Annotated in this window: 21 protein-coding genes and 2 pseudogenes; 16 read left to right on the top strand and 7 right to left on the bottom strand. The window is 54.8% G+C overall.

Features of this window, described 5'->3' with window-relative positions:
* The first annotated feature begins 278 nt into the window (after positions 1 to 278).
* From copC to AC07W0_RS15525, 10 genes are all read left to right on the top strand, one after another.
* Entirely contained in the window at positions 279 to 662 is a 384-nt protein-coding gene (gene copC / locus AC07W0_RS15570; protein ID WP_010565111.1) for a copper homeostasis periplasmic binding protein CopC, read from the top strand.
* A gap of 3 nt (positions 663 to 665) precedes the next feature.
* Complete coding sequence (copD, locus tag AC07W0_RS15565; protein WP_010565112.1) at positions 666 to 1604, top strand: copper homeostasis membrane protein CopD; 939 nt, start codon at positions 666 to 668, stop codon at positions 1602 to 1604.
* Between the two features lie 74 nt (positions 1605 to 1678).
* Entirely contained in the window at positions 1679 to 2020 is a 342-nt protein-coding gene (locus AC07W0_RS15560) for a hypothetical protein (protein ID WP_080752870.1), read from the top strand.
* Between the two features lie 99 nt (positions 2021 to 2119).
* A complete protein-coding gene (locus AC07W0_RS15555) occupies positions 2120 to 3376 on the top strand; it encodes a TolC family protein (RefSeq protein ID WP_010565113.1) in 1257 nt (418 codons plus the stop codon).
* Positions 3373 to 4857: an efflux RND transporter periplasmic adaptor subunit gene (locus tag AC07W0_RS15550; RefSeq protein WP_010565114.1), complete on the top strand. Its 1485-nt coding sequence runs from the start codon at positions 3373 to 3375 to the stop codon at positions 4855 to 4857. Before AC07W0_RS15555 ends, AC07W0_RS15550 begins: the two co-directional genes overlap by 4 nt.
* The gene (locus AC07W0_RS15545) at positions 4854 to 7997 is read left to right on the top strand and encodes an efflux RND transporter permease subunit (RefSeq protein WP_010565115.1); all 3144 of its coding nucleotides are present in this window, start codon (positions 4854 to 4856) and stop codon (positions 7995 to 7997) included. Before AC07W0_RS15550 ends, AC07W0_RS15545 begins: the two co-directional genes overlap by 4 nt.
* A gap of 352 nt (positions 7998 to 8349) precedes the next feature.
* The gene (locus AC07W0_RS15540) at positions 8350 to 9516 is read left to right on the top strand and encodes an SAVED domain-containing protein (RefSeq protein WP_102617660.1); all 1167 of its coding nucleotides are present in this window, start codon (positions 8350 to 8352) and stop codon (positions 9514 to 9516) included.
* Positions 9517 to 10767, top strand: a complete 1251-nt coding sequence (locus AC07W0_RS15535; RefSeq protein ID WP_102617661.1) for a nucleotidyltransferase domain-containing protein — start codon at positions 9517 to 9519, stop codon at positions 10765 to 10767.
* A complete protein-coding gene (locus tag AC07W0_RS15530; RefSeq protein ID WP_057005870.1) occupies positions 10751 to 12535 on the top strand; it encodes a ThiF family adenylyltransferase in 1785 nt (594 codons plus the stop codon). The genes AC07W0_RS15535 and AC07W0_RS15530 overlap by 17 nt, the downstream gene beginning before the upstream one ends.
* Positions 12532 to 13014, top strand: coding sequence for a Mov34/MPN/PAD-1 family protein (locus AC07W0_RS15525; RefSeq protein ID WP_057005871.1), 483 nt, complete (start codon positions 12532 to 12534; stop codon positions 13012 to 13014). Before AC07W0_RS15530 ends, AC07W0_RS15525 begins: the two co-directional genes overlap by 4 nt.
* Positions 13015 to 13042: 28 nt before the next feature.
* Here AC07W0_RS15525 and AC07W0_RS15520 read toward each other — a convergent pair whose 3' ends face one another.
* Positions 13043 to 13591: a 3'-5' exonuclease gene (locus AC07W0_RS15520; RefSeq protein ID WP_010565120.1), complete on the bottom strand. Its 549-nt coding sequence runs from the start codon at positions 13589 to 13591 to the stop codon at positions 13043 to 13045.
* A 227-nt stretch (positions 13592 to 13818) separates the two neighbouring features.
* Between AC07W0_RS15520 and AC07W0_RS15515 the strand changes: the two genes are divergently transcribed.
* Positions 13819 to 14451, top strand: coding sequence for an antitoxin Xre/MbcA/ParS toxin-binding domain-containing protein (locus tag AC07W0_RS15515; protein WP_219730814.1), 633 nt, complete (start codon positions 13819 to 13821; stop codon positions 14449 to 14451).
* A 122-nt stretch (positions 14452 to 14573) separates the two neighbouring features.
* On the opposite strand, the pseudogene AC07W0_RS15510 reads toward AC07W0_RS15515, so the two are convergent.
* A pseudogene (locus AC07W0_RS15510) lies at positions 14574 to 14663 on the bottom strand (arsenical resistance protein ArsH); the annotation flags it as partial.
* Positions 14664 to 14673: 10 nt separating this feature from the next.
* Here AC07W0_RS15510 and AC07W0_RS15505 point away from each other — a divergent pair.
* From AC07W0_RS15505 to AC07W0_RS15495, 3 genes and pseudogenes are all read left to right on the top strand, one after another.
* Positions 14674 to 15219, top strand: a pseudogene (locus AC07W0_RS15505) (arsinothricin resistance N-acetyltransferase ArsN1 family B).
* 68 nt (positions 15220 to 15287) lie between these two features.
* Complete coding sequence (locus AC07W0_RS15500) at positions 15288 to 15734, top strand: DUF6957 family protein (protein ID WP_146015062.1); 447 nt, start codon at positions 15288 to 15290, stop codon at positions 15732 to 15734.
* A 400-nt stretch (positions 15735 to 16134) separates the two neighbouring features.
* Positions 16135 to 16323 (top strand): hypothetical protein, encoded by a 189-nt coding sequence (locus tag AC07W0_RS15495; protein ID WP_102617662.1) that lies wholly within the window; start codon positions 16135 to 16137, stop codon positions 16321 to 16323.
* Positions 16324 to 16457: 134 nt separating this feature from the next.
* Here AC07W0_RS15495 and AC07W0_RS15490 read toward each other — a convergent pair whose 3' ends face one another.
* Positions 16458 to 17438, bottom strand: a complete 981-nt coding sequence (locus AC07W0_RS15490) for an IS5 family transposase (RefSeq protein ID WP_083333486.1) — start codon at positions 17436 to 17438, stop codon at positions 16458 to 16460.
* Here AC07W0_RS15490 and AC07W0_RS15485 point away from each other — a divergent pair.
* Together AC07W0_RS15485 and AC07W0_RS15480 are read left to right on the top strand one after the other, a co-directional pair.
* Positions 17380 to 17844: a MarR family transcriptional regulator gene (locus tag AC07W0_RS15485; protein WP_404942699.1), complete on the top strand. Its 465-nt coding sequence runs from the start codon at positions 17380 to 17382 to the stop codon at positions 17842 to 17844. The genes AC07W0_RS15490 and AC07W0_RS15485 overlap by 59 nt on opposite strands.
* Positions 17845 to 17920: 76 nt before the next feature.
* Positions 17921 to 18247, top strand: a complete 327-nt coding sequence (locus AC07W0_RS15480; protein WP_404942698.1) for a DUF6957 family protein — start codon at positions 17921 to 17923, stop codon at positions 18245 to 18247.
* A gap of 160 nt (positions 18248 to 18407) precedes the next feature.
* Here the strand turns inward: AC07W0_RS15480 and AC07W0_RS15475 are convergent, their stop codons facing one another.
* The 4 genes from AC07W0_RS15475 to AC07W0_RS15460 all read right to left on the bottom strand — a co-directional run bounded on the left by AC07W0_RS15475 (position 18408) and on the right by AC07W0_RS15460 (position 21910).
* Positions 18408 to 18593: a DUF3606 domain-containing protein gene (locus tag AC07W0_RS15475; RefSeq protein WP_057005873.1), complete on the bottom strand. Its 186-nt coding sequence runs from the start codon at positions 18591 to 18593 to the stop codon at positions 18408 to 18410.
* A gap of 833 nt (positions 18594 to 19426) precedes the next feature.
* Positions 19427 to 20776 carry an ATP-binding protein gene (locus AC07W0_RS15470; RefSeq protein WP_102617663.1) on the bottom strand — a complete coding sequence of 450 codons (1350 nt, stop codon included), beginning with the start codon at positions 20774 to 20776 and terminating at the stop codon, positions 19427 to 19429.
* A complete protein-coding gene (locus AC07W0_RS15465) occupies positions 20752 to 21417 on the bottom strand; it encodes a response regulator (RefSeq protein ID WP_057005899.1) in 666 nt (221 codons plus the stop codon). Before AC07W0_RS15465 ends, AC07W0_RS15470 begins: the two co-directional genes overlap by 25 nt.
* A gap of 64 nt (positions 21418 to 21481) precedes the next feature.
* Positions 21482 to 21910: a hypothetical protein gene (locus tag AC07W0_RS15460; RefSeq protein ID WP_057005875.1), complete on the bottom strand. Its 429-nt coding sequence runs from the start codon at positions 21908 to 21910 to the stop codon at positions 21482 to 21484.
* Positions 21911 to 21920: the final 10 nt, after the last annotated feature.

Genomic DNA, 21920 nt, shown 5'->3' with positions numbered 1-21920 from the left:
CGCAAAGGGAGTCACGTATTCGGCCCTGTATACGCGCTTATCAGTGTCCAAAATCCCACCTCAAGCTGACTGAAATGTAATCGAATAGTTTGCGTTCATGTGGCATCGTGTACTCGCACTGTGACGTTAGAGTTCTTGTGATTTCTTCCTGTCCAGCCCGCCCTAGGACACGGAATCTGCTAGGTATTCGCCAGTGGCTTTAACAAGCGTCAAAAAGTAAAAACTAGATATTCCCTAAAAAACCTAGAACCAACAGCTCTTGCTGTGAGGAGTCTTGCATGTCATTCCTTAAAACTACCACCGTAGCTGTTGCGCTGACTGCGGGTTTGCTTCTGAGTGCAGTTGCTCAGGCGCATCCAAAGCTGGTTTCTTCTACTCCCGCTGAAGGGTCGGATGCGGCGGCTCCTTCTAAAATTGAACTGCACTTTTCTGAGAATCTAACGACTCAGTTCTCTGGTGCCAAACTGATCATGACCGATATGCCTGGCATGCCGAACTCTCCTATGGGCGTAAAAGCCGGCGTTGCAGGTGGCAGTGATCCGAAGACGATGGTTATCACGCCCGCATCGCCATTGACCACGGGTACTTATAAAGTCGAATGGCGTGCCGTCTCCTCGGACACTCACCCGATTACCGGTAACTTTTCCTTCAAAGTGAAATGATTCATGAGCGACTCAATAAATATCGCTGTTCGCTTTGCCCTTTATTTCGATCTTATGCTCTTATTTGGACTGGCAATTTTCGGTCTTTATAGCCTGAGGGGTAAAGAAAGAGTATCGGGAGCGGTTTTGAATTTTGAGTCGCTTCTTTACGGTACATCTGTTGTAGGTGTAGCTCTGTCCCTTGCAGCCATGCTGTTGCTTGCGAAAGCAATGAGTGGCGTATCGGGCTTTATGGAGCTACATCACCATATTTTTCAAATGGTTCTCATGGGGACTGACGTCGGTTTGACCTGGATGGTCCGAATAGGGGCGTTGGTGACGGCAATTATTGGCGTTTCCCTGAACAAGCGCTTTCCAACACTGAGTCTTTGGATTGTCACTGTCTGTGGCGCGATTGCGCTAGCGACGCTGGCATGGACGGGGCACGGAGCAATGGACGAGGGAAGCCGTCGCTACTGGCACTTTATTAGCGACATCTTCCATCTTTTGGCCGCAGGCGGTTGGTTGGGTGCGCTAGCGGCATTTGCCCTGCTGCTGCGTTTGAAATCACTGAAAGGTGAGCGAGAAGCACGAATTCTTGCTCGGGTACTGACAGGGTTTGAATCGGCCGGCGCGGTGATTGTAGTGATCATCAGCATTACGGGAGTGGCGAACTACCTATTTATCGTTGGGCCAAATCTCGATGAGGTGATGCTCAGCACTTATGGCGAGTTGCTATTTTTGAAGGTCCTGCTCTTTGCCGGGATGATCGTATTAGCGACGCTCAACCGTTTTCACCTAAGCCCGCTCTTGGAACGTTCTGTTCGAAATGGAGACTATGCTGTCGCGGTCAATGCCTTGCGCCGTAGCATGAAGCTCGAATTTTCAATGGCAGTCATCATTATTTGTCTCATAGCATGGTTAGGTACTTTAAGCCCAGTAATGGAAATGAGCGCCGCATAGCGGTTGGTGATAGCCGACAAAGGAGTCTCAAGGGTGAATTGTAAGGGCCATTTGCACCGTCTACACTCCAGCTCATGAAACGCTACCTGCGGTTTTGCCTAATTTTCCTGATTAGCTTGGCGCTTCCCCTCAGCGGGATGGCGGGTGTTCAGGCATCGACTGAACCATGCCCGATGAAAACCATGGGCATGGCGATGATGGATGGTATGGGGCAAGACTGCTGCCACGACATGAAAAGTCCCACCGAGCATGGAAAACCCTGTAAGCCGGGCCAGGAATGCAAAACTGGCGGTATGCTGCAAGTCTCGATCATCAAGCCTCCTATCACCTTGTCCAGTCCTCTCGTTCTGCCCTTCTCCAGCCATTTCCCACTCGTACAAACCCCTTCAGGGGTATGGCGACCGCCCCGTACTTGATTCCTGTACCACACTGAGCCTCATTCCGCTTTAGCGGGATGGCATATCTGCGCGCATGTCTTATGAAGCGCGCGGTGGATCATCACAGGAATCGTGAACATGAACTTCAAGTGCTATTGCACAGGTTGGTCCCTTGTGGCCGGCCTGGCGGCAAGCGTACTGGCATTGCCGTGCCTCGCTGGCGTATTGACACTCGATGAAGCTTTGCGGCTGGCCGAAAACAATGCACCGTCGTTGACCGCACAAGACGCCAAAATTCAAGCAGCCACCAGCGCGGCCATTCCCGCTGGCGAACTACCAGATCCCAAGCTACTGCTGGGCGTCCAGAACTACCCCATTGGTGGTCCGGACAGATGGAGCATCGACCAGGACTTCATGACCATGCAAGTGGTCGGGATCAGGCAGGAGATGCCTAACAGCGACAAGCGCAAAGCACGTATCGAGGTCGCGGATGCGGCTGTTGATAGAGCGTCCGCCGAGCGTCGAGTGGCGCGTCTGAACGTCCGACAGTCCACGGCACTGGCCTGGATCAGTAGCTACTCGGTTGAGCGTAAAGATGTGATGTTCCAGGACTTCTATAAAGAAAACCGTCTTCTAAGCGATACCGTCCGGTCACAGATTGCGGGTGGCCGCGCTCAACCCGCCGATGCGGTCACACCTAAACAGGAAGCTGCTCAACTGGCCGAGCTGCAGGATGATTTAGTTCGCCAACGTGCGCAGGCCCGGGCTGCCCTCAAGCGCTGGATTGGCCCTGCCGCCAATGACAAACCGGTGGGCAGCTTGCCTGATTGGCCCATCGAAACCTCTGGTTACTCCCATAAGCTGCAACATCACCCCGAACTAGCTGCTTTTGTGCCGATGACCCGAGAAGCACAAGCCAAGATTCGTGAAGCTAAGGCGGAAAAGCAATCTGACTGGAGCTGGGAATTCGACTATCAGCATCGCGGCCAACAGTTCGGTGATATGGTCAGCGTGCAGTTTTCATGGGATCTCCCGCTGTTTCCTGACTCTCGGCAAAACCCCAAGATTGCGGCCAAGCACGCCGAACTAAACCAGCTTGAGGCTGAGCGCGAAGCCCTGTCACGCGAGCATACCCAGCAACTAGAGGATGAACTGGCCGACTACGAGCGCCTCAATCGTTCAGTCAACCGTAATCAGGAAAGCTTGTTGCCGCTGGCTAAAGAAAAGGTCGAACTCACCATGGCCAGCTACCGCTCCGGCAAGGGTGATTTGAAATCGGTTGTGGCCGCCCGACGCGAACTCATCGAAGCCCGTCTCAAGCAGATTGACGTTGAAGAGCAACGTGCTCTTACCAGCGCTCGCCTGTATTTCTCCTACGGGGAGTCCGCTCAATGATTTTTAAAGTATGGAAAGGGACTTTAGTCGTCGGCATCTCGATTGCCTTGGGTGTTGCCGGTGGTTACTGGTTAGCTCAACCGCGAATGAGCGGAGTAGCTGGTGTTGTGCAGGATCAGGAACCCAAAGCCTCTGCTGATCGAAAAGTTCTGTATTGGTATGACCCAATGTACCCACAACAGAAATTCGATAAACCGGGTAAGTCACCCTTCATGGACATGCAGATGATCCCTCAATACGCAGATACCAAGGGGGACAGCGCTGCCATTCGAATTGATCCAAGCCTGACTCAGAACCTTGGTATGCGATTGGCAAGTGTCAGTCGAGGCTTATTTGCCTCGACACTGAACGTGGTAGGTGTGCTGGCCTTCAACGAACGGGACGTTGCAGTCATTCAGGCCCGTACGGCGGGTTTTGTCGAGCGCGTGTATGCCCATGCACCTGGTGATGTGCTGAAAGCGAATGCCGCCTTGGCAGATATGTTGGTTCCGGATTGGGCAGCTGCTCAGGAGGAATTTCTCGCCCTCAAGCGTAGTGGCGATGCTGGCTTGCTTACAGCGGCCCGGCAGCGATTGCGGCTAACCGGAATGCCAACTTCGTTAATTGCTCAAGTTGAGCGCAGTGGCAAGGTTCAGCCGAACCTGACTCTGACCACCCCTATTGGTGGTGTGCTTCAAGAACTGAGTGTGCGTGAAGGTATGACGGTGGCCGCAGGCGAGACGCTGGCTCGTGTTAATGGTTTGAGCAGTGTCTGGCTGGCCGTGGCTGTACCAGAGTCGGAAGCTGGGTCAATCGTCATAGGGCAAGCAGCCGAAGCGCGTTTGTCCGCGTTCCCTGGAGTTGTGCTCAAGGGCGTCGTAAGTGCGATTCTTCCGGAAACCAGTTCGGACAGTCGCACACTTCGCGTTCGAGTCGAGTTACCCAATCCGGATGGTCGACTTAGACCAGGTTTGACCGCACAGGTAAGCCTCAACCGTTCGACGGAGCAAAGTGTTTTGTGGGTGCCGAGCGAGGCCGTCATTCGTACCGGTCGACGTGCGTTGGTGATGCTCTCTGAAGACGCTGGTCGATATCGCCCGGTGGAGGTGCAGTTAGGACAGGATAACGATGGCAAGACGGCTATATTGAAAGGCTTGGAAGAGGGGCAGAAAGTGGTGACCTCTGGCCAGTTCCTGCTCGACTCGGAGGCCAGTCTCAAGGGCGTTGTCGCAAGCTCATTGGACGTTTCGCCATCTACTGTAACCGTCGGAGCTTTGCATGAGGCCGATGGTCAGATCGTTGAGATCAACGACAAAGAAGTCACGCTCGCCCACGGTCCCTTCAAGACATTGGGTATGCCAGGCATGACGATGACTTTCCCTCTCGCCACTCCAGCTCTGATGAAGGGCCTAAAAACGGGCGACAAGGTTCGGATTGCTGTCAGCCAGACGGATGATGGTCTGCGCGTTGAGCGTCTGGAACGCTCTGGGAGCCAGCCATGATTGCGGCCCTTATTCGCTGGTCGGTGGCCAACCGCTTTCTTGTGTTGCTGGCGACGCTGTTCGTCACGGCATGGGGTATCTGGGCGGTTCAAAGTACGCCCATCGATGCATTGCCAGACCTGTCGGATGTTCAGGTAATTATCCGTACACCTTATCCAGGCCAAGCCCCACAGATCGTCGAGAACCAGGTGACCTATCCATTGGCAACCACCATGCTCTCAGTGCCTGGGGCCAAGACTGTGCGCGGTTATTCCTTCTTTGGCGACAGCTTCGTTTACGTGCTGTTCGAAGACGGAACTGACTTGTACTGGGCCCGCTCGCGGGTGTTGGAATACCTGAGCCAGATACAGAGTCGCCTTCCGGCCAGTGCCAAGCCCGCCTTAGGACCTGATGCCACAGGGGTTGGCTGGATTTTTCAGTACGCGCTGGTTGATCGCAGTGGTGGGCACGATCTGGCGCAACTGCGAGCCCTACAGGATTGGTTTCTCAAGTTCGAGCTCAAGACACTGCCGAACGTTGCGGAAGTGGCCACCGTGGGTGGCATGGTCAAACAGTACCAGGTCCAACTCGATCCGCTTAAGTTGGCGAACTTGGGTATCACGCAGTCTGAGGTGACCGAGGCGATCGGCAAGGCCAATCAGGAAACCGGTGGGGCCGTGCTGGAAATGGCGGAGACAGAGTTCATCGTACGAGCTTCCGGCTACCTGAAGACGCTCAATGACTTTCGCGCTATCCCACTCAAACTGGGCACCGGCGGTGTGCCGGTCACCCTGGGCGATGTTGCCACGATTCAGTTGGGGCCTGAGATGCGTCGAGGCATCACCGAACTGGATGGCGAAGGTGAGACTGTCGGCGGCGTGGTGATTCTGCGCAGCGGTAAGAATGCTCGTGAAACCATTGCGGCGGTCAAAACCAAACTCGACGAGCTGAAAAGCAGTTTGCCGGCCGGGGTAGAAATCGTCACCACCTACGACCGCAGCAAGTTGATTGATCGTGCCGTGGAAAACCTCAGCCACAAGCTGATCGAAGAGTTCATCGTCGTCGCGTTGGTCTGCGGGATCTTTCTCTGGCACCTGCGCTCATCCCTGGTAGCAATTATCTCCCTTCCAGTGGGGGTGTTGATTGCTTTCATCGTCATGCGCTACCAAGGCATCAATGCCAACATCATGTCCTTGGGCGGGATCGCCATCGCTATCGGCGCCATGGTCGACGCCGCAGTGGTGATGATCGAGAATGCCCACAAGAAGGTAGAGGCCTGGCACATGGCCCACCCAGGGGAGGAACTCAAGGGTGAGCATCACTGGCACGTGATGACCGAAGCGGCTGCCGAGGTAGGACCTGCATTGTTCTTCTGTCTGCTGATCATCACCCTGTCGTTCATTCCGGTGTTCACGCTGGAGGCTCAGGAAGGACGTCTATTCGGTCCATTGGCGTTCACCAAAACCTACGCTATGGCCGCAGCGGCTGGACTGTCGGTAACTCTCGTACCGGTGCTGATGGGGTATTGGATTCGTGGACGAATTCCCAATGAGCAACAGAATCCGCTAAATCGCTGGCTGATCCGGATCTACGAGCCCGCTCTGGACGCCGTATTACGTCGACCCAAAGTAACACTGCTGGTTGCGTTGCTGGTCTTTGTCAGCGCGTTGTGGCCGATCTCTCGTCTGGGTGGTGAGTTTCTTCCCCCGCTGGACGAAGGGGACCTGCTCTATATGCCATCAGCTCTGCCGGGATTATCGGCTCAGAAGGCCGCGCAACTGCTTCAACAGACTGACCGTCTGATAAAGACAGTTCCAGAGGTCGAACACGTATTCGGAAAAGCCGGCCGCGCTGAAACCGCGACTGACCCCGCACCTTTGGAAATGTTCGAAACCACCATCCAATTCAAGCCGCACGAGCAATGGCGGCCAGGCATGACCCAGGAAAAACTCGTGGAGGAGCTGGACCGAGTGGTGCGTGTCCCAGGCTTGACCAACATCTGGATACCGCCGATTCGTAACCGCATTGACATGCTGGCTACCGGTATCAAAAGCCCGATTGGTGTGAAAGTTGCCGGTACCAACCTGACGGAGATCGATGCCGTAACCCAAGCCGTCGAACGTGTAGCCAAGGACGTGCCAGGTGTCAGTTCAGCGTTGGCCGAACGACTGACCGGTGGCCGCTATATTGACGTGGATATAGATCGTAACGCTGCGGCCCGCTATGGGTTAAATATTGCCGATGTGCAGTCGATCGTGGCCGGCGCAATAGGCGGTGAAAACGTCGGGGAGACGATTGAAGGGCTGGCTCGTTTCCCGATCAACGTCCGTTACCCTCGCGAGTGGCGTGACTCACTCGGTGCCCTGGAGCAGTTGCCGATCTACACACCTTTGGGTAGTCAGATCACCCTTGGCACTGTGGCGAAGATCAAGGTCAGCGATGGTCCGCCTATGCTCAAGAGTGAGAACGCACGACCTTCAGGCTGGGTGTATATCGACGTGCGTGGCCGGGACATTGCCTCAGTAGTCGCCGATCTTCGACGGATCGTCAGCGAGCAGGTTAAGTTGCAGCCCGGTATGAGCCTGAGCTACTCAGGACAGTTCGAATTTCTCGAAAGGGCCAACGCACGACTCAAACTGGTGGTGCCTGCCACGCTGTTGATCATATTCGTGCTGCTCTACCTAACGTTTTCTCGATTTGATGAGGCCTTGCTGATCATGGCCACTCTGCCATTCGCACTGACTGGTGGGGCATGGTTTCTCTATCTGTTGGGATTCAACCTGTCGGTTGCCACCGGGGTCGGCTTTATCGCCTTGGCCGGTGTTTCTGCCGAATTTGGCGTGATCATGCTGCTCTACCTGAAAAATGCATGGACCGAGCGTCAAGACCTCGTTGACAACACAGAACGCGGGTTGATGGCCGCGATTCGTGAAGGCGCTGTCCAGCGCGTTCGACCTAAGGCTATGACCGTGGCAGTGGTTATCGCTGGTTTGTTACCTATACTTTTGGGAAGCGGTACCGGTAGCGAGGTTATGAGCCGCATTGCCGCCCCGATGATTGGCGGTATGGTTACGGCACCCTTGCTATCGCTGTTTGTGATCCCGGCGGCCTATCACCTCATGCGTCGTCGACACTTGTCCGTTGAGCCTGGCAAGCACTGACGCGTAAAAATGCATACGAAAGGGGCTGCGCTTGCAGCCTCGCTTGAGCTGCATAGCCGTTTTCATCAGTCCTACGCGCGGTATGTATCGAAATTAGCAAGTTTATGTCTTTTGCATAAATTCGCTAATTTCGATACATACGCTGTGGTCAGTGCCATTACCCAACAGCACTTGCCAGAAAACGAACGCCGCCACCACTGCGTTTCGATGAGCCAAAAAAGCATCCTGCTCAAAGGCGACTCAGCATTCGTCACTCTCAGATCTCTCTTGAAATCGGGACAAATGACCCTAATATGACCTTATATTGCCATCATCGTTTTCAATCATGGATGTTTTTCGGGGGGCGGTCGAAATGGCAGAAAAAGAAGACGCTAAGCCCGCGAGCGGGCGCTTTAACACGAATGATGAGACGAAGCGGATCGTATGGACACAGACCGCTGGTCATTGTGAACTGTGCGGCACAGATCTAACGTTCGATTATCGTGCCGGCAAGCCAATGAAATGGGGCGAAGTGGCGCATATCCTACCCGCCAGTCCCAAGGGGCCTCGGGGACGCACGGATCATGATGCTGAGGCGCACACTAACGATACTGCTAACCTGATGCTCCTGTGCCCAGGCTGTCATGACAAAATTGATCGTGACGCAGATGGCTACCCTGAAAATGATCTGAGCGGTTTGCACCAAGCGTACCTTGAACGCATCCGACTCGCCGCAACGACCCCCGATGGTGGCAGAGCCATTCCTCTCATCGTCCAGAGTCAGCATTTTCAGACGATCAACGATATCCCCGTTCGCGATCTGTTGACTGCGATGTCCGCCGAGGGATTAACCGCCTTCGATCAAGGCATCAAAATCGCCTTCGCTGCGCCCGGACCACGTGGCAGGGACACTACCTATTGGCAGAACGTCAAAGACAGCGTCCAGTATGAGCTAGAGCAGCAACTCAAGCGTCGCGGCGGCACCTATGGCGACTCGCCCGCGCTGGCAGTAGTCGGCTTGGCCGACATCCCGGCTTTGATGATGTTGGGCCAGAGTATCGGCGACCGTTCCAAGCGCTTGATCTTCTCCTTTCACCGCGAGCATCTTTTGCGCTGGCCTGATCAGTCCGCTGAGCCGCCCGCTTTTTTGTTTACACCTCCCCCCGACGGCGACGGGCCACTGGCGCTGGTGCTCTCCATTTCTGCGCAAGTTCCAGTTCGCGACGTGACCGATGCTCTGCCCGGTGCACGTATTGCAGAGCTGTCGATCCCAGAACCAAGCTATGCGATGGTACAAAACCGCCGGGTGATTCATGCCTTTCGTGACGCACTTCAAATACGACTGAGCCAGCTTGAAGCTCTGACTCCTGACCCTATCCACGTCTTCGCCGCTATTCCTGCGGCATTGGCCATCGAGTTTGGCGCGTTGCTCACAACGCAGCATCAACATACGTACCTGATCTTCGATCGGGACAAAGAAAACCAAGATCGGTTTACGCAAACACTGCAATTGGGCTCGGTGGCCCAGGAGGCTAGGTAAATGCTATTGAGCAACGAACAGACTAAGCGCAGCAGTTGGGAATATTTTCTGCTGCGCGCCGCACGGGAAATCTCGCTGTCGGAAGCGCAGTACGAAAAAATCAATGACCGCTACTCCCAACTGGAAAAAATCCTCTCGGCTTCCGACAACCCGCTGCTCGCTGAGGCCCATATCTTCGTTCAGGGCTCAATGCGGCTGAAAACCACCATCAAGCCAATTCCCGGCGCGCCTGCGGATCTGGACACCATTGATGCGGACGCGATTATCTGGCTCCCTCACGCTCAAGGCGCTGGTGCGAAGGAAGTTCTAGAGGCGATTGAACAGCGTTTTAGAGAAGGCTCCCGCGTTCAGGAAGAAGTTAAGCAACTACGTCGTGGTATTCGGATCGTTTATGCCGATGAAAATCCAGGTTTTCACATCGATGTCACACCTGCCCGCGCGATCAACGGAAATGGCGAAGCAAACGGCGAGGGAAAGCTGGAGGTTCCGGATCGGGTCACAGGGTGGAAAGCAAGCAGCCCTATTCCTTACTCGAATTGGTTGCAGGTCGCTTCCGCCCAGGAAATCTCCTTGGAAAGCTTGGTGATTGCCAAAAGCCAGCGAATGCTTGATGCCGCGACACAAGATCCTTTGCCGCATTATCAGGACTACATCGATCAAGATCCCCTGCGTGCGACCATAAAGCTGCTCAAGCGGCATCGCGATGAATGGGCCATCAAAACAAGGAGCGCTGATACTCGGCCCATATCTGCAGTTATCACCACCCTGGCCACTCACGCGTACCTGGATGTCGTGAAGGAGTCGCAGTCGAAGCCTCTGGCACCGCTCGATGCAATTCTGGAAATCGTTCGCAGAATGCCGCAGCACATCGCGCAAAGAGGTAGCGATTGCTTTGTCTGCAACCCTGCCGATAACGGCGAAAACTTTGCAGAGAAGTGGAATCGACCGGGCGAGGGGCAAGGCTATCGCCAAGCATTTACCAAGTGGCATGCGGACGCCAGTGCATCTCTGTCATTGGGTTTGGAAAGTTTTGAATCCAACGATTCCTTTGCCGAGGCAGTGAAAAAGAATTTCGGTATTGCACCGGCATTCATTACGGCAGTGAACAATGAGATCCCTGCGAATTGGACGATGCCCGGTCGACCGGATGGCACTACTCGAAACTCTGCTTCGATGGGTTCGCTCTTCGGAGGGGCCAGCGGTGGCGGAACCTCTCAGTCGAGCGTAAAGCCAGTTGGACGCCTTGGCTGATCCTCTTAAGACGCCATTGCAGCGCGGAATCGCAGCACTGCGAAATACCCTAGGTCAGGATGCAGCCGATGCATTGCTTCAGCCCGCACCCATGCGGGCTGACGAAGCGGCGTGCTTTCACTTCCCCTTGCCCATCGATTACACGGGGCAGGAGCGGCGACTGCGTATTGGTTTCCCCTCCAACTTTCCCCGTGGGCTCTTGCGGCTGAACGTCGAACCTTCTCCATGGCTGGTTTGGCCGCATGCCACTAAGTCGGGGCTTTGCCTTCATGGCTTTCAGGAACGCCCCATTATGGGCTCTCCGGAGGTCGTGGTAGAGGACAGCCTTGCTCGCTTGGCCCAGATCGTTTCGTTGTCCAAGATGGGATCAAGTCAGGCAACGCGCGATATCGAATTTCAGAATGAGATCACTACCTACTGGTCTTTTCAGCACGGACAGTCGTACCAAAACCTTTTACTTTTGGATCGACCTCAGGCTGCCTCGCAGTTGTTTGCTCTCAGCGATCCGCGCCGGGCTGTGCCATCCGGTCAGGAAACGGTTTGGCTAGCATCGAACATAGCTGCACTCAAAGCGCATTACCGACGGGTTGTCGGACGTTCCGCTGTCATTCGCGCGGCCGAAACTCCCGGTTTTTACGTCAAGCTTCAGACTTATCCGGATATCCGCACCCCGGATCCAGAAGATTTATTGCTGTGGCTCACGCCACACCTTCAACCAGACGATGCCGAGCAATTACTGGCATGGTTTGAGCTGCATGGAACGTTGGCGAGTCGATGGATTGTCCTGGAGCTTCCTGGGGGGACGGATGCTCCAACTTATTGCCTCAATGTGCGCTCGCTTGGCGTACAGCAAGAGCGGGGGGCAAAGTTTGGCTTGCGCACAGCGCGCCGCCGGCCAGCCATCGCAAATGCACATCCTCCGGCACTTGTCCGCGCAACTGCCCTAGACGTGCTTGATCGTGCGTCCATTCTGTCCCGCGATATAAGCGGCACTGCAAAGCACCTTGAAAATGCTCGGGTCGTTTGTGTTGGCGTTGGCTCGTTAGGCAGTGCGGTGGCAATACAATTGGCACGCTCCGGTGTCGGCCACCTTACCCTCATCGATCCTGACACTCTGGTGTCAGCCAATCTGGGTAGGCACGTTCTGGGAGCGGATAGCCTAGGGAGGCTGAAAGCCTCAGCGTTGAGGGACAAGATTCTGTTAGATCTTCCGACTACAGAATGCACCGCTTATTCGACTTTCGCCGAAGTAGTGATGAGCAGCAAACCAGAAGTATTCGATAACGCAGATCTGGTGGTGATCACAACAGCAGACTGGCAGTCGGAAGTCACTGTATGGCGAGCAAAATCCAGCGGCGTTACTTGGGGACTGTTACAAGCCTGGAGCGAACCGTACACCCAGGTAGGCCATGCGCTATTCGCACCAGCCGGTACCTTTGATGGCCGTCATTTGTTTACAGACATCGGCGATTTCCTGCATAAATTCACGGACTGGCCGGGTGGAGGTGTTGTTTCACTCCCCGCGTGTGGGGAGAGCTTCATTCCAGGCGGATCACTGGGAATGACCAATATCGCTTCAATGGTGTCACACACGGCTTTACGCGCATTGACCGGCAACATCGACAGTGCGGCCTGGGTCAGCAGTATTTACAGACCTGAAGATGTGCAGAGCCTAGGAGGCCAATACCATGGGCCCAAACTGCCAGAGGGGGCGCAGCAACTCCTACTCGAGCGCGGATGGCCGGAACCTAAGGATGAAATGGTATGACGGATATCGCTTGGCGCTGGAGATGGGCGGAGGTGGATTCCGAGCTATTGGTGTCGCAAGCTGTCGCGAACATCTTGGATAGTCATCGGCAGGGCCTTTTTGGCGTGGAGCGAGGGGGACAGTTATTCGTCAACCCGGTTAATCCGAAAGGATTGCTGCTGGCCTTGGCCACGTTGCCTCATCGCGCCGATCGGTCAGGCTGGTCTTGGTTAGAGTTGGATGCGGAGCGGTGCCGTCAGGAGATCCAAGCTGCCAACGAACAAGGGTTACGTCTGGTGGGCTATTGGCATACGCATCCCCAATCTGTTCCGGTGATTTCTCCGGCAGACATAGGAAGTTTCTCCAGATTTGCTGCGCGTTACACGCAGGATCTGCCGCACCCAATAGCCGTTATCGTTGGCAAGTCCGAAAAACCAGAAGGCATCAAGGCTTGGTCGTTCAGGGGCGGCAGATATGTTGAGGCAACCTGGCTTAGATAAGCTTCAAGTCGGTGCCATGGGAGGCACGTCAGCGGTTACCCTTACCCGCCAGCATTAGCGCGAAGAGCTCTGCCTGAAAGCGAGCATCATCCAATGCGTTATGGTTCGGTTCGCTGAGTGGCTTCAGCGCAGCGGTCATCTTGGATGATTTTGTTTCCTGCCAGCTGCAACCTACAGCTCCCATGAAGTAGGCCTTCATGTCGATAGCGGTAAAACCAAAGGGGTTGGTTTCCAAGTATTTGTGGAAGTAGTAGTTGACGAATGACCAGTCAAACGGTGCATTGAGTCCTACGAAAATGACCTTCTGCCCCGTTTGGCAGGATGATTTCAGCCATTCACCAAATGTCAGCATCGCCTGTTGCGGAGTGAGTCCTTCGCGCTCCAGCTTCTCCAGACTCAGCCCCGATACTGCCAGTGCTTCTGGGTCGTGTTTTGGGCTGTCAGGTCGTAGTTCAAGATAGATGGACGTGGCAGGTTGATCTACAAGGCAAGCTCCAATGGAAAGCAGACTGTATTCGCCTGGTATAGGTCCAGAAGTCTCGACGTCGACGGAAACATAAAGCTCATCAGGGTTCATGTCATATCCTTTTCGTGTAGTTGCCAGATCACGCTCAAGCTCGTAACCATGTGACGGTGGAAAGGCGGCAAAGCCATTGCCCCATTTTTTGCTGTTGCACTCGCTATCCGGCGTTCGAGCAGCGGCAGTGCATGTCTACCGGAGGAGTGCACGTTCCTTTGGTCAGCTCTGCGCCCGAGCATAATGATGTGTGTCATTCTCTAATCGCGGATGAGGGCCGGACAATCATGAGCGAGCGTTGGATAGTCAAGTGCCAGAATACTGAGGACGGTACTGGCGACATCATCATTGATCTACCTCCAGAGTTGCTTGACCAAATGGGGTTAGGTGTTGGGGACGACCTGGAGCTAACGGTAGCGAATGGCACATTAGTGCTGACGCCCATGGACAACGCAGCATCAGTGCGGCCCATGTTTGCTGGCGTCCTGCGTCAGGATGCCTATCATGCTTACCGCACGCGTCTGGAGGCGCTTCTTCATATCTCCGTCAATGCTTCGGATCTGGACATTCACGACATGATTGTAGCTGGCTTCTCGGCCAGCCTGATCAAGGTGCTTTGTGATGATGGAACCCTAAGCGACGAAGAACGCAACAGAATAATTCACCCAAAAGCGCTCAAAACAAAATTGGCAGCCAATCAGCTTTTAACGTTGCATGAGAGTGACCACCTGTTCCGGTTTGGACACATTACCGCCATGGCCGAGGTGATCTTCGGTGACAAAGGGAAGGCCAAACAATGGCTTTCGAAACCCAAAGCCCGTTTTTTGGGAGAAAGCCCATCGGCGATGGTCACTACGTCTCACGGCACACATCTAGTCGAAGAAATGCTGATTCAGGTGTCTGAAGGCATGTCATTTTAATCCAGCCGCAGCCGAGTAGAATCAACCCAAGCGAGTACGCGATCGCAGCTGGCATTGTTAAGGCGGCGCGCTCCGTTAACTCGGGTGCCCACGGAATTGCTGAATATTTTTCTAACCTATCTTCAGATGGAGCGCTGATTCTCTCGTTTCGACAGCTCTTCAGCCGGCTCTTTGCGTTCGGAGTAACGGTCTACCAAGTAGTCCTGACGGTCAAGGAAAGACATGAATTATAAAGTGAGGGTTGCTACACCCGCTGATGCCTCTGACATCCAGGCTATCTATGCGCCGATGGTTTTGGACACGGTCATCTCGTTTTAGCTGACGCCACCGACTGTCGATGAGATGGCAGCACGAATAGCCGCAACACTGCCAACGTATCCCTATCTGGTAGCAGAGATGGACGGCAAGGTCGTTGGATACGCTTATGCCAGCCAGCATCGAGCCAGTGAAGCCTATCGTTGGTCGGTGGATGTCACCGTGTATGTCGATCCGTCAGTGCACCGAAAAGGGGTTGGTCGTGCCCTTTATCAGCAGCTTCTACCAGTCCTAGAGAAACAGGGGTTTCATGCAGCCTATGCCGGCATCGCCTTACCCAACGCGGGAAGCATAGGCATCCATGAAGCGCTCGGGCTCACCCACATCGGCACCTACCCCGAGGTAGGGTTCAAGCACGGCCAATGGCATAGCGTGGGGTATTGGCGCAAAACACTTTGTGCGGTGGAGCCGCCAATAGAAATCATCCCGTTCAGTGAGATAAAGGGAGAGTAGAGGAACGAGATGTGGGATGATCTAGCTGCTATTCGTCGCCATCGGTACCAGGCGATTCGCCGGGAGCTATGCTGAAGGATGCTTCTCATTCGAATCGGTTTTTTGATTGGCCGGAGGAACGAATGAATTTGGCAGGGTTTACCTCACTGCTTTCTGCAGGGGAGAAAACAAGCGGGTGCCAACTCGCCAACCCAGATGCTGTGGCCCTGGCCAATCTGCACTTCCCTTCCCGTGCCTACTGTCTTGTTGCTGATTGGGCAATATTGGACATCGAAATTACAACACGTCAGAGAAAAGCCATCACCGATAGAGGGTTAATCCCTGCTCTGGTTTACGCTTTGACCGTTATCCAAGATAGCAAAGGCCGCTTCCCAACTGGCGATTGGGTTCGAACAACTTTGGCGGTTTCTTTCACTCATGGGTGTCTGTTTGAGACGAAGAATACGATTTATGTATTGATGGGGTTCGGTCGAAGGCTTCGTACAGATCTCGATATAGCACTTAGCCTATGTTGAGCCGTTGCAACAATGAGTGCTCATAAGTCAGCTGGTTTCACTGCACATGTTCTCGTTCGATAGGACGTGCTGGAGCGCATTGCAATTTAAACTTGAGTTCAAATTGATCAAAAAACAGGCAAAAATCCGCGTATCAAGCCTATCTCAAATTAACTAATAATTTTGCCAGTATCTTCATATTTAACAGATAGTTATGACGATTCTGATGGGCGCCTCTATTTAGATAGCAGCTGCGCTTGGCGATAACGTTTCTCCTGTAGCCATTTTTTTTGAGGTTCCAGGCAATGAATTCCGTCCTGTTTGTGATTGATAGAGCGCTTTCGGCTGATCCGTTGAAGCTAGCGTTGTGCTGTATCTTGCTTCTGAGTGCTGGTTTGCTGATGCATGCGTGGAGGTCGAAATGAGCGAAGTCGAAATGGGTCGTCCTGTGTCTGAATGGGCCAAAATGCCTGTCGATTGGATACGTGCAGGCGAGCTAGTCAACTTTGCGGATGAGTCCTATTCGGTAAAGTCGATGTGGTTGAAGGAGGATAAGTCCGCAAGAAACGCATGCATTTCCTCGCTCAAGCTTTACCTAGGGATGGTCTGAAGTAGGCCGCTATTTTTCGACTGCTGAGCCATAGGCGCTTTCAAAAAACGGCAGCCGTTCAAAATCGATCAAGTCTGCCGCCTATTCCATCCATTTTTGCCGCTGCACGCGCCTCGCAGCAGCTATTTCACTCATTACGGACGCACCTCTCCTACGCTGGAGAGCAAATATCGACGCGCCATCCACAGGTTTGACAGGGCGAACAGCGTCACCATCTGAGCAGTGTTCTTCACCAAGCCTCGGAAGCGCACTTTCGTATAACCAAACTGGCGCTTGATCACCCGAAATGGATGCTCAACCTTGGCGCGAAACTGGGCCTTGGCTTTCTCGATCTTGCGCATCGCTTTGTACAACGCGCTGCGTTTACCGTGTTTTTTGTAGGTACTGCGCCGGGCTGCAATCTGCCAGATGACGTGGCGTCCCGCATGCTCTTCGCGCTTCTCGACACCGGTATAGCCTGCATCGGCGCAGACCACGTTCTCAGCACCGTGTAGCAATTTGTCGACTTGGGTTATATCCGCGACGTTGGCCGCAGTGACCACCACGCTGTGCACCAGCCCTGACTCATCGTCGACACCAATGTGAGCTTTGGCACCGAAGTAATACTGGTTACCTTTCTTTGTCTGGTGCATTTCCGGGTCGCGTTTGCCGTCCTTGTTCTTGGTCGAACTGGGCGCATGAATCAGCGTGGCATCGACGATGGTGCCTTGTCGCAGTGACAAGCCACGGTCGCCCAGATAGCCATTGATCACGCCGAGAATACCAGCGGCCAACTCGTGCTTTTCCAGCAGGCGACGGAAGTTGAGGATGGTAGTTTCATCTGGGATCCGCTCCAGGCTCAGACCGGAAAACTGGCGCAAGATCGTCGTCTCGTACAGAGCTTCCTCCATCGCAGGATCGCTGTAACCGAACCAGTTCTGCATGAGATGAACCCGCAGCATCGCCATCAAAGGATAGGCAGGACGACCACCTTCGCCCTTCGGGTAATGAGGCTCGATCAGGGCAATCAAACCCTTCCAGGGTACGACACGATCCATCTCGATCAGGAACAATTCCTTGCGGGTCTGCTTGCGCTTACCGGCGTACTCGGCATCGGCGAAGGTCATCTGCTTCATTGAAAAGCTCGGCGATTGGTGTCCGGGGATTTTGCCAAATCAGGAAGTCTTTTTCAGGATTTCCCTAGCGCTGTGCTGTCGAGCAGATTTCATAACTGGAAATGCGAAGGTGACTTATGAGGAGCTGATTCGGCTCACTGGCTTGTCTCGGCCAACTGTTGCGAAGGCGTTGACGCGACTAGAAGTAGAGGGGCTTATTCAGCGAAAAGCACAGGCCCTCAGGAAGGGGTCGAGCATCCTGATTTGCGGCTGGCTTGAAAGTAAAAGCTGGGCGAAGATCCCGAAACGCTGGCTCTACGATGGCTCGTCTGGAGCGAAAATTCTCATGCTTACTGAGTTCAACTTCAGCAGAGCGTCATTGTCGGCATTAAAGGTGTACTTAGCCTTACTTGCGTACAGGGACTAAAATCGAGGTGGCATCGCTATGCTGTCCTATGACCGGTTAGCGCTGATTACCGGTGTTAAGAGACACCACATCGCGGATGCCATTACTCCGAGATAGTGAATATAGGAGATATTCGGACCAGTCCCACCTGCAATTGATGCAGGATAAGGAGGCAGGTTTGAATCGATTTCGCAGGCACCACTTCCCTGTGATGCTTCGTTCTAGCTTGAGTCTGCGAATTTTTCCTTTGCTTGGTGAATCGCCATTCAGGTTGGTAGTGGACACCGACGAACGAACAGCCATCACCGATAGAGGGCTTATCCCTGCCCTGGTTTATGCATTGACCGTTATCCAAGATAGTAAAGGCCGTTTTGCACCTGGTGATTGGGTCAGATCAACGTTGGAGGTTTGCCGCTGTTACTGATAGGGTGATAACTCACACTGTGCTGAAACGCTGAGTTTCCTGCAGCGTTCAACCGTCTGTCGTCTTGGAAGCGCAGAGCTCTCACCGGGCTAGTGAGCGGCATTGCTAATGCACGAATGAAGCCGAAGCATTGACGTCTATTAAGCGAAGTCTTGAGTGGTCAGGCGTGCTGGGAGAGAGTGAAATGGCGCTTCACTGCCGTAAGTGAATTCCCCACCTGGCGGACGGCTGCTCGGATCTCATCTTTAGTGACCCCGAACTTCACGGCCCAAAAGCTGAGCTCGAAGCCGTCGTTTATGTTGATTATGAGCGCATCAGTGTTATCCGCGGACTTTTTCTTTTTCATCGGGCTCTCCTTGCCAGCATTCACAGGTTGTCTATCAGAGTAATTTATGCTGACGAATCCCGCTGATTTTTTTAGCGATTTTCTTCAGGGGGCCATGATCATTAGGCTCTAAAAGATCTGGCGATCAAGGAATGCGATCGAGCCGATGGATCCCTGTTTGGCAGTCATATACTTGACAGTGAACATTGATACCCAATGCCCTCGAGCCGATATTGATAATTCCCCGTTCGAAAGCGGCAGGTCTTCTTGGGGAGGATCATATCCTGCAGCCTAAATGGAGACTAAACGAATCGCCCATGGTTTTATGGGAGTTTTCCTACAGACACATAACTAGGTAACTGGATATTCTCGACTGAATAGATAAGCATAAACGGAACGGACCTAATGGGCGGGCAATGGGTTGCGATTACTAGTATGTTGGCGGTTGCTTGGATCGTATTCATCGCGCTGATCATCGAGAGGTATCTCAGTTGACTCCCAATAGCGTCCTCGAGCTACCGCAATTTTTAAATATGCTTGTGAGCCAAAGTCGGAGAAACGCACCAAAGCGCCCTTCACGTCGTAAACGCCTACGTAACTCTCTTCCAATACGCCGCTTATGTTCAAAAGGCCCATACACCTGAACCAGGTGTGGGGGGCCTTTTTTAAGGTTTGTCGGTAATCAAGCCCCCACACTGGCATGCCAGTACAGGGGCTTGGGTGAGGAGCGCGTCGTCCGTGGCGTCAGAGGGTTTCATTGTCGGGCGTCTATAGGGCTGATAAGGCCAATCTAGGGCGGATGTTGGCAAAAAAGGTCAAAAAAGGTGGTGATTGTCTTTGTTCGGCGCAGGTGCTTACAGCGCTTGCAGCCAAACCGTCACGCACAGGCCACGCTGCGCTTGGGTATCACTGAACGACAACTGCACCCGTGCGCCGCTGCGCTCGGCAATCGCCTTGACGATCGACAGACCCAGCCCGGAGCCGGCCTCGTCGGTGCCCAGGCTGCGGTAGAATGGGTCGAACACCCGCGCCTGTTCCTCTGTGGCAATGCCGGGGCCGGAGTCCTTGATGTGCAGCAGTACTCCGCCTGGGGTCTGGGTCACCGAGAGGTCTATGCGCCCGCCCTCCGGGGTATAGCGAATGGCGTTGTCCACCAGGTTTTTCACCAGGGTGAACAGGTCCATCGCGTTGAAGGTCACGTGCACGTCCTGAGCGCCGTCCACGCCTATATCGAGTTGCTTGCGTTCGGCCAGCGGCAACAGGTCTTCAAGGACCTGGCGATACACAGCATGCACCGATAGGCGGGTGTGTTCTCGTTCCGAGGTTGACTGTGCTGCCGCCAGACACAGCAGTTGGTCAATCAGCTGGCGCCCACGCGCGATGCCCCGGAACAGCGGCACAAAACGTTCGCGGCTCATGGGCGACATATCGGTGGCGGCCAGCCGGTCTGCCTGCAACGCCAAGGCCGTCATGGGTGAGCGCAACTCGTGGGCGGCATCGGCGACAAACCGCCGCTGGATGTCCATGGACTGTGCGACGCGCGCCAGCAGGCGATTGATCGCCACCACAAACGGGCGCACTTCGGTGGGCAGGTGCTGTTCCTCGATGGGATGCAATTCTTGCTCGGCGCGTTGGTCGATCTCGGCCGCCAGCACACCAATCGGGCGAAACAGCTTGCGCACCAGGTCGCCGACTACCAGTAACAGCACGGGGAAAAGAATCAGGAACGGCAACAAACTGCGCCAGGCGGCTTCACGGGCGTCCTTGTCGCGGGCGTCGGACTCCTGGGTCACGGCGATGCGCTCGCCACCGGTGGTGGTGTGCACCAGCACGCGAAAGGCTTCACCGGCCACCTGAACCGTGGACAAGCCATCCGCCAGGTTGACGGGAAAGGGCATCGGCAGAGCTTCATCGGTGGTTCCTGTGGCGTGCGGGCTGTCGCTCAGGCGCTGGATGATCACCCGGGTTTCTTCGTCGTCGCCGGCCAGCGCCGGGCCTTCTGGGTATTGCAGGGTCATCTGCTGGCGGTCGAACAGCATCGCCACCTGGCGCAAGGTGGCGTCCTGTTGTTCGTGAGTTTCTTCAAACGCCGAGACAAACGCAAACACGCTGGCCGCCAACGCCACCAGCAGGATCGCCAGGCACAGGGTCACCGACAGTCGCAGTTGCACCGACTCACTCAAACGCTTTTTGAAACCATCCATCCCATGCCCCTGACATTCTTGATCACGTGGGTGCCCAACTTGCGCCGCAAGGCGTGAATCAGGAACTCGATGGCGTTGCTCTCCACTTCATTACCCCAGCCATACAGGCGGTCTTCCAACTCACTGCGCGAAAGGATCGCCCCCGGGCGGATAAGCAACGCTTGCAGCAGGGCAAATTCGCGGCTGGACAACGCCACCTCGCGCTGTTCGTCGGTGTTCGCGTGTTTGCTCAGCAGGTCCAAGGTCACCACGCCATTGCCCAGCACCGACTGGGCGGCGCCACCCTTGCGGCGTAGCACGGCGCGAATGCGTGCCAGCAGTTCGGCGATGTCGAAGGGTTTGAGCAGGTAATCGTCGGCGCCACTGTCCAGGCCGCGCAGGCGGTCGTCGAGGTTGTCGCGGGCGGTGATGATCAGCAGGGGCACGGGGTTGTTGCGCGCGCGGATGCAGTCCAGCACGTCGAGGCCGTCCTTGCCGGGCAGGCCCAGATCAAGCAGCACCAGATCGTAGACGTGGGTGTCGAGGGCGGCCAGGCCCGTGAGGCCGTTTTTAACCCAGTCGGCGGCATAGCTCGCATCGCTGAGCGCGCTCTGGATGGCGTCGCCAATCATGGGGTCGTCTTCGACCAGTAGAATCCGCATCTTGCTCTCCAGCACCAACGCAAACGCGGCGAGGAAGTCGCCGCGTGTGTAGTGAAGCATGTTGTCAGCCTTTCATCGAATCGAAGCCCTTGAGCAGGTCGTCCATTGCGGCCTGGCAGTCGGCCTGGTTCGGGCTGGTATCACGCAATGCCGAGAGCGCGTGGTCGATGGCTTTATCTAGCACGTGCCAGTCACTGGCTGCACGCGGTTTGATCCCGGCTTCGGCGCTGTCCCAGCTGCTTTCCAGGTCCTTTATGCGGGCTTTGGCGCCGGCCAGGTCGTGCTTGGAGACCAGGGCCGACACGTCTGCGGCAATGTTGCGGAACTCTGACAGGTCCCCTAGTTTCGAGGATTGGCGCTGGCTGCTGCTTGAGCCGGCACTGGTTGCGTCCTTAGGTTTATCGGCAGGTTTCGAACAGCCAGTGACGATGCTCAGCAGGCCGATGGCGGAAAGAATCGCGACGTGGCGAATCATGTCTCTGAGGTTAAGCATAGAGATGTCC

The sequence above is a fragment of the Pseudomonas sp. GW704-F2 genome (genome assembly GCF_059423025.1).
Note: the sequence above shows the minus strand (reverse complement) of the source record. Positions and strands in the feature narration are given on the sequence as shown.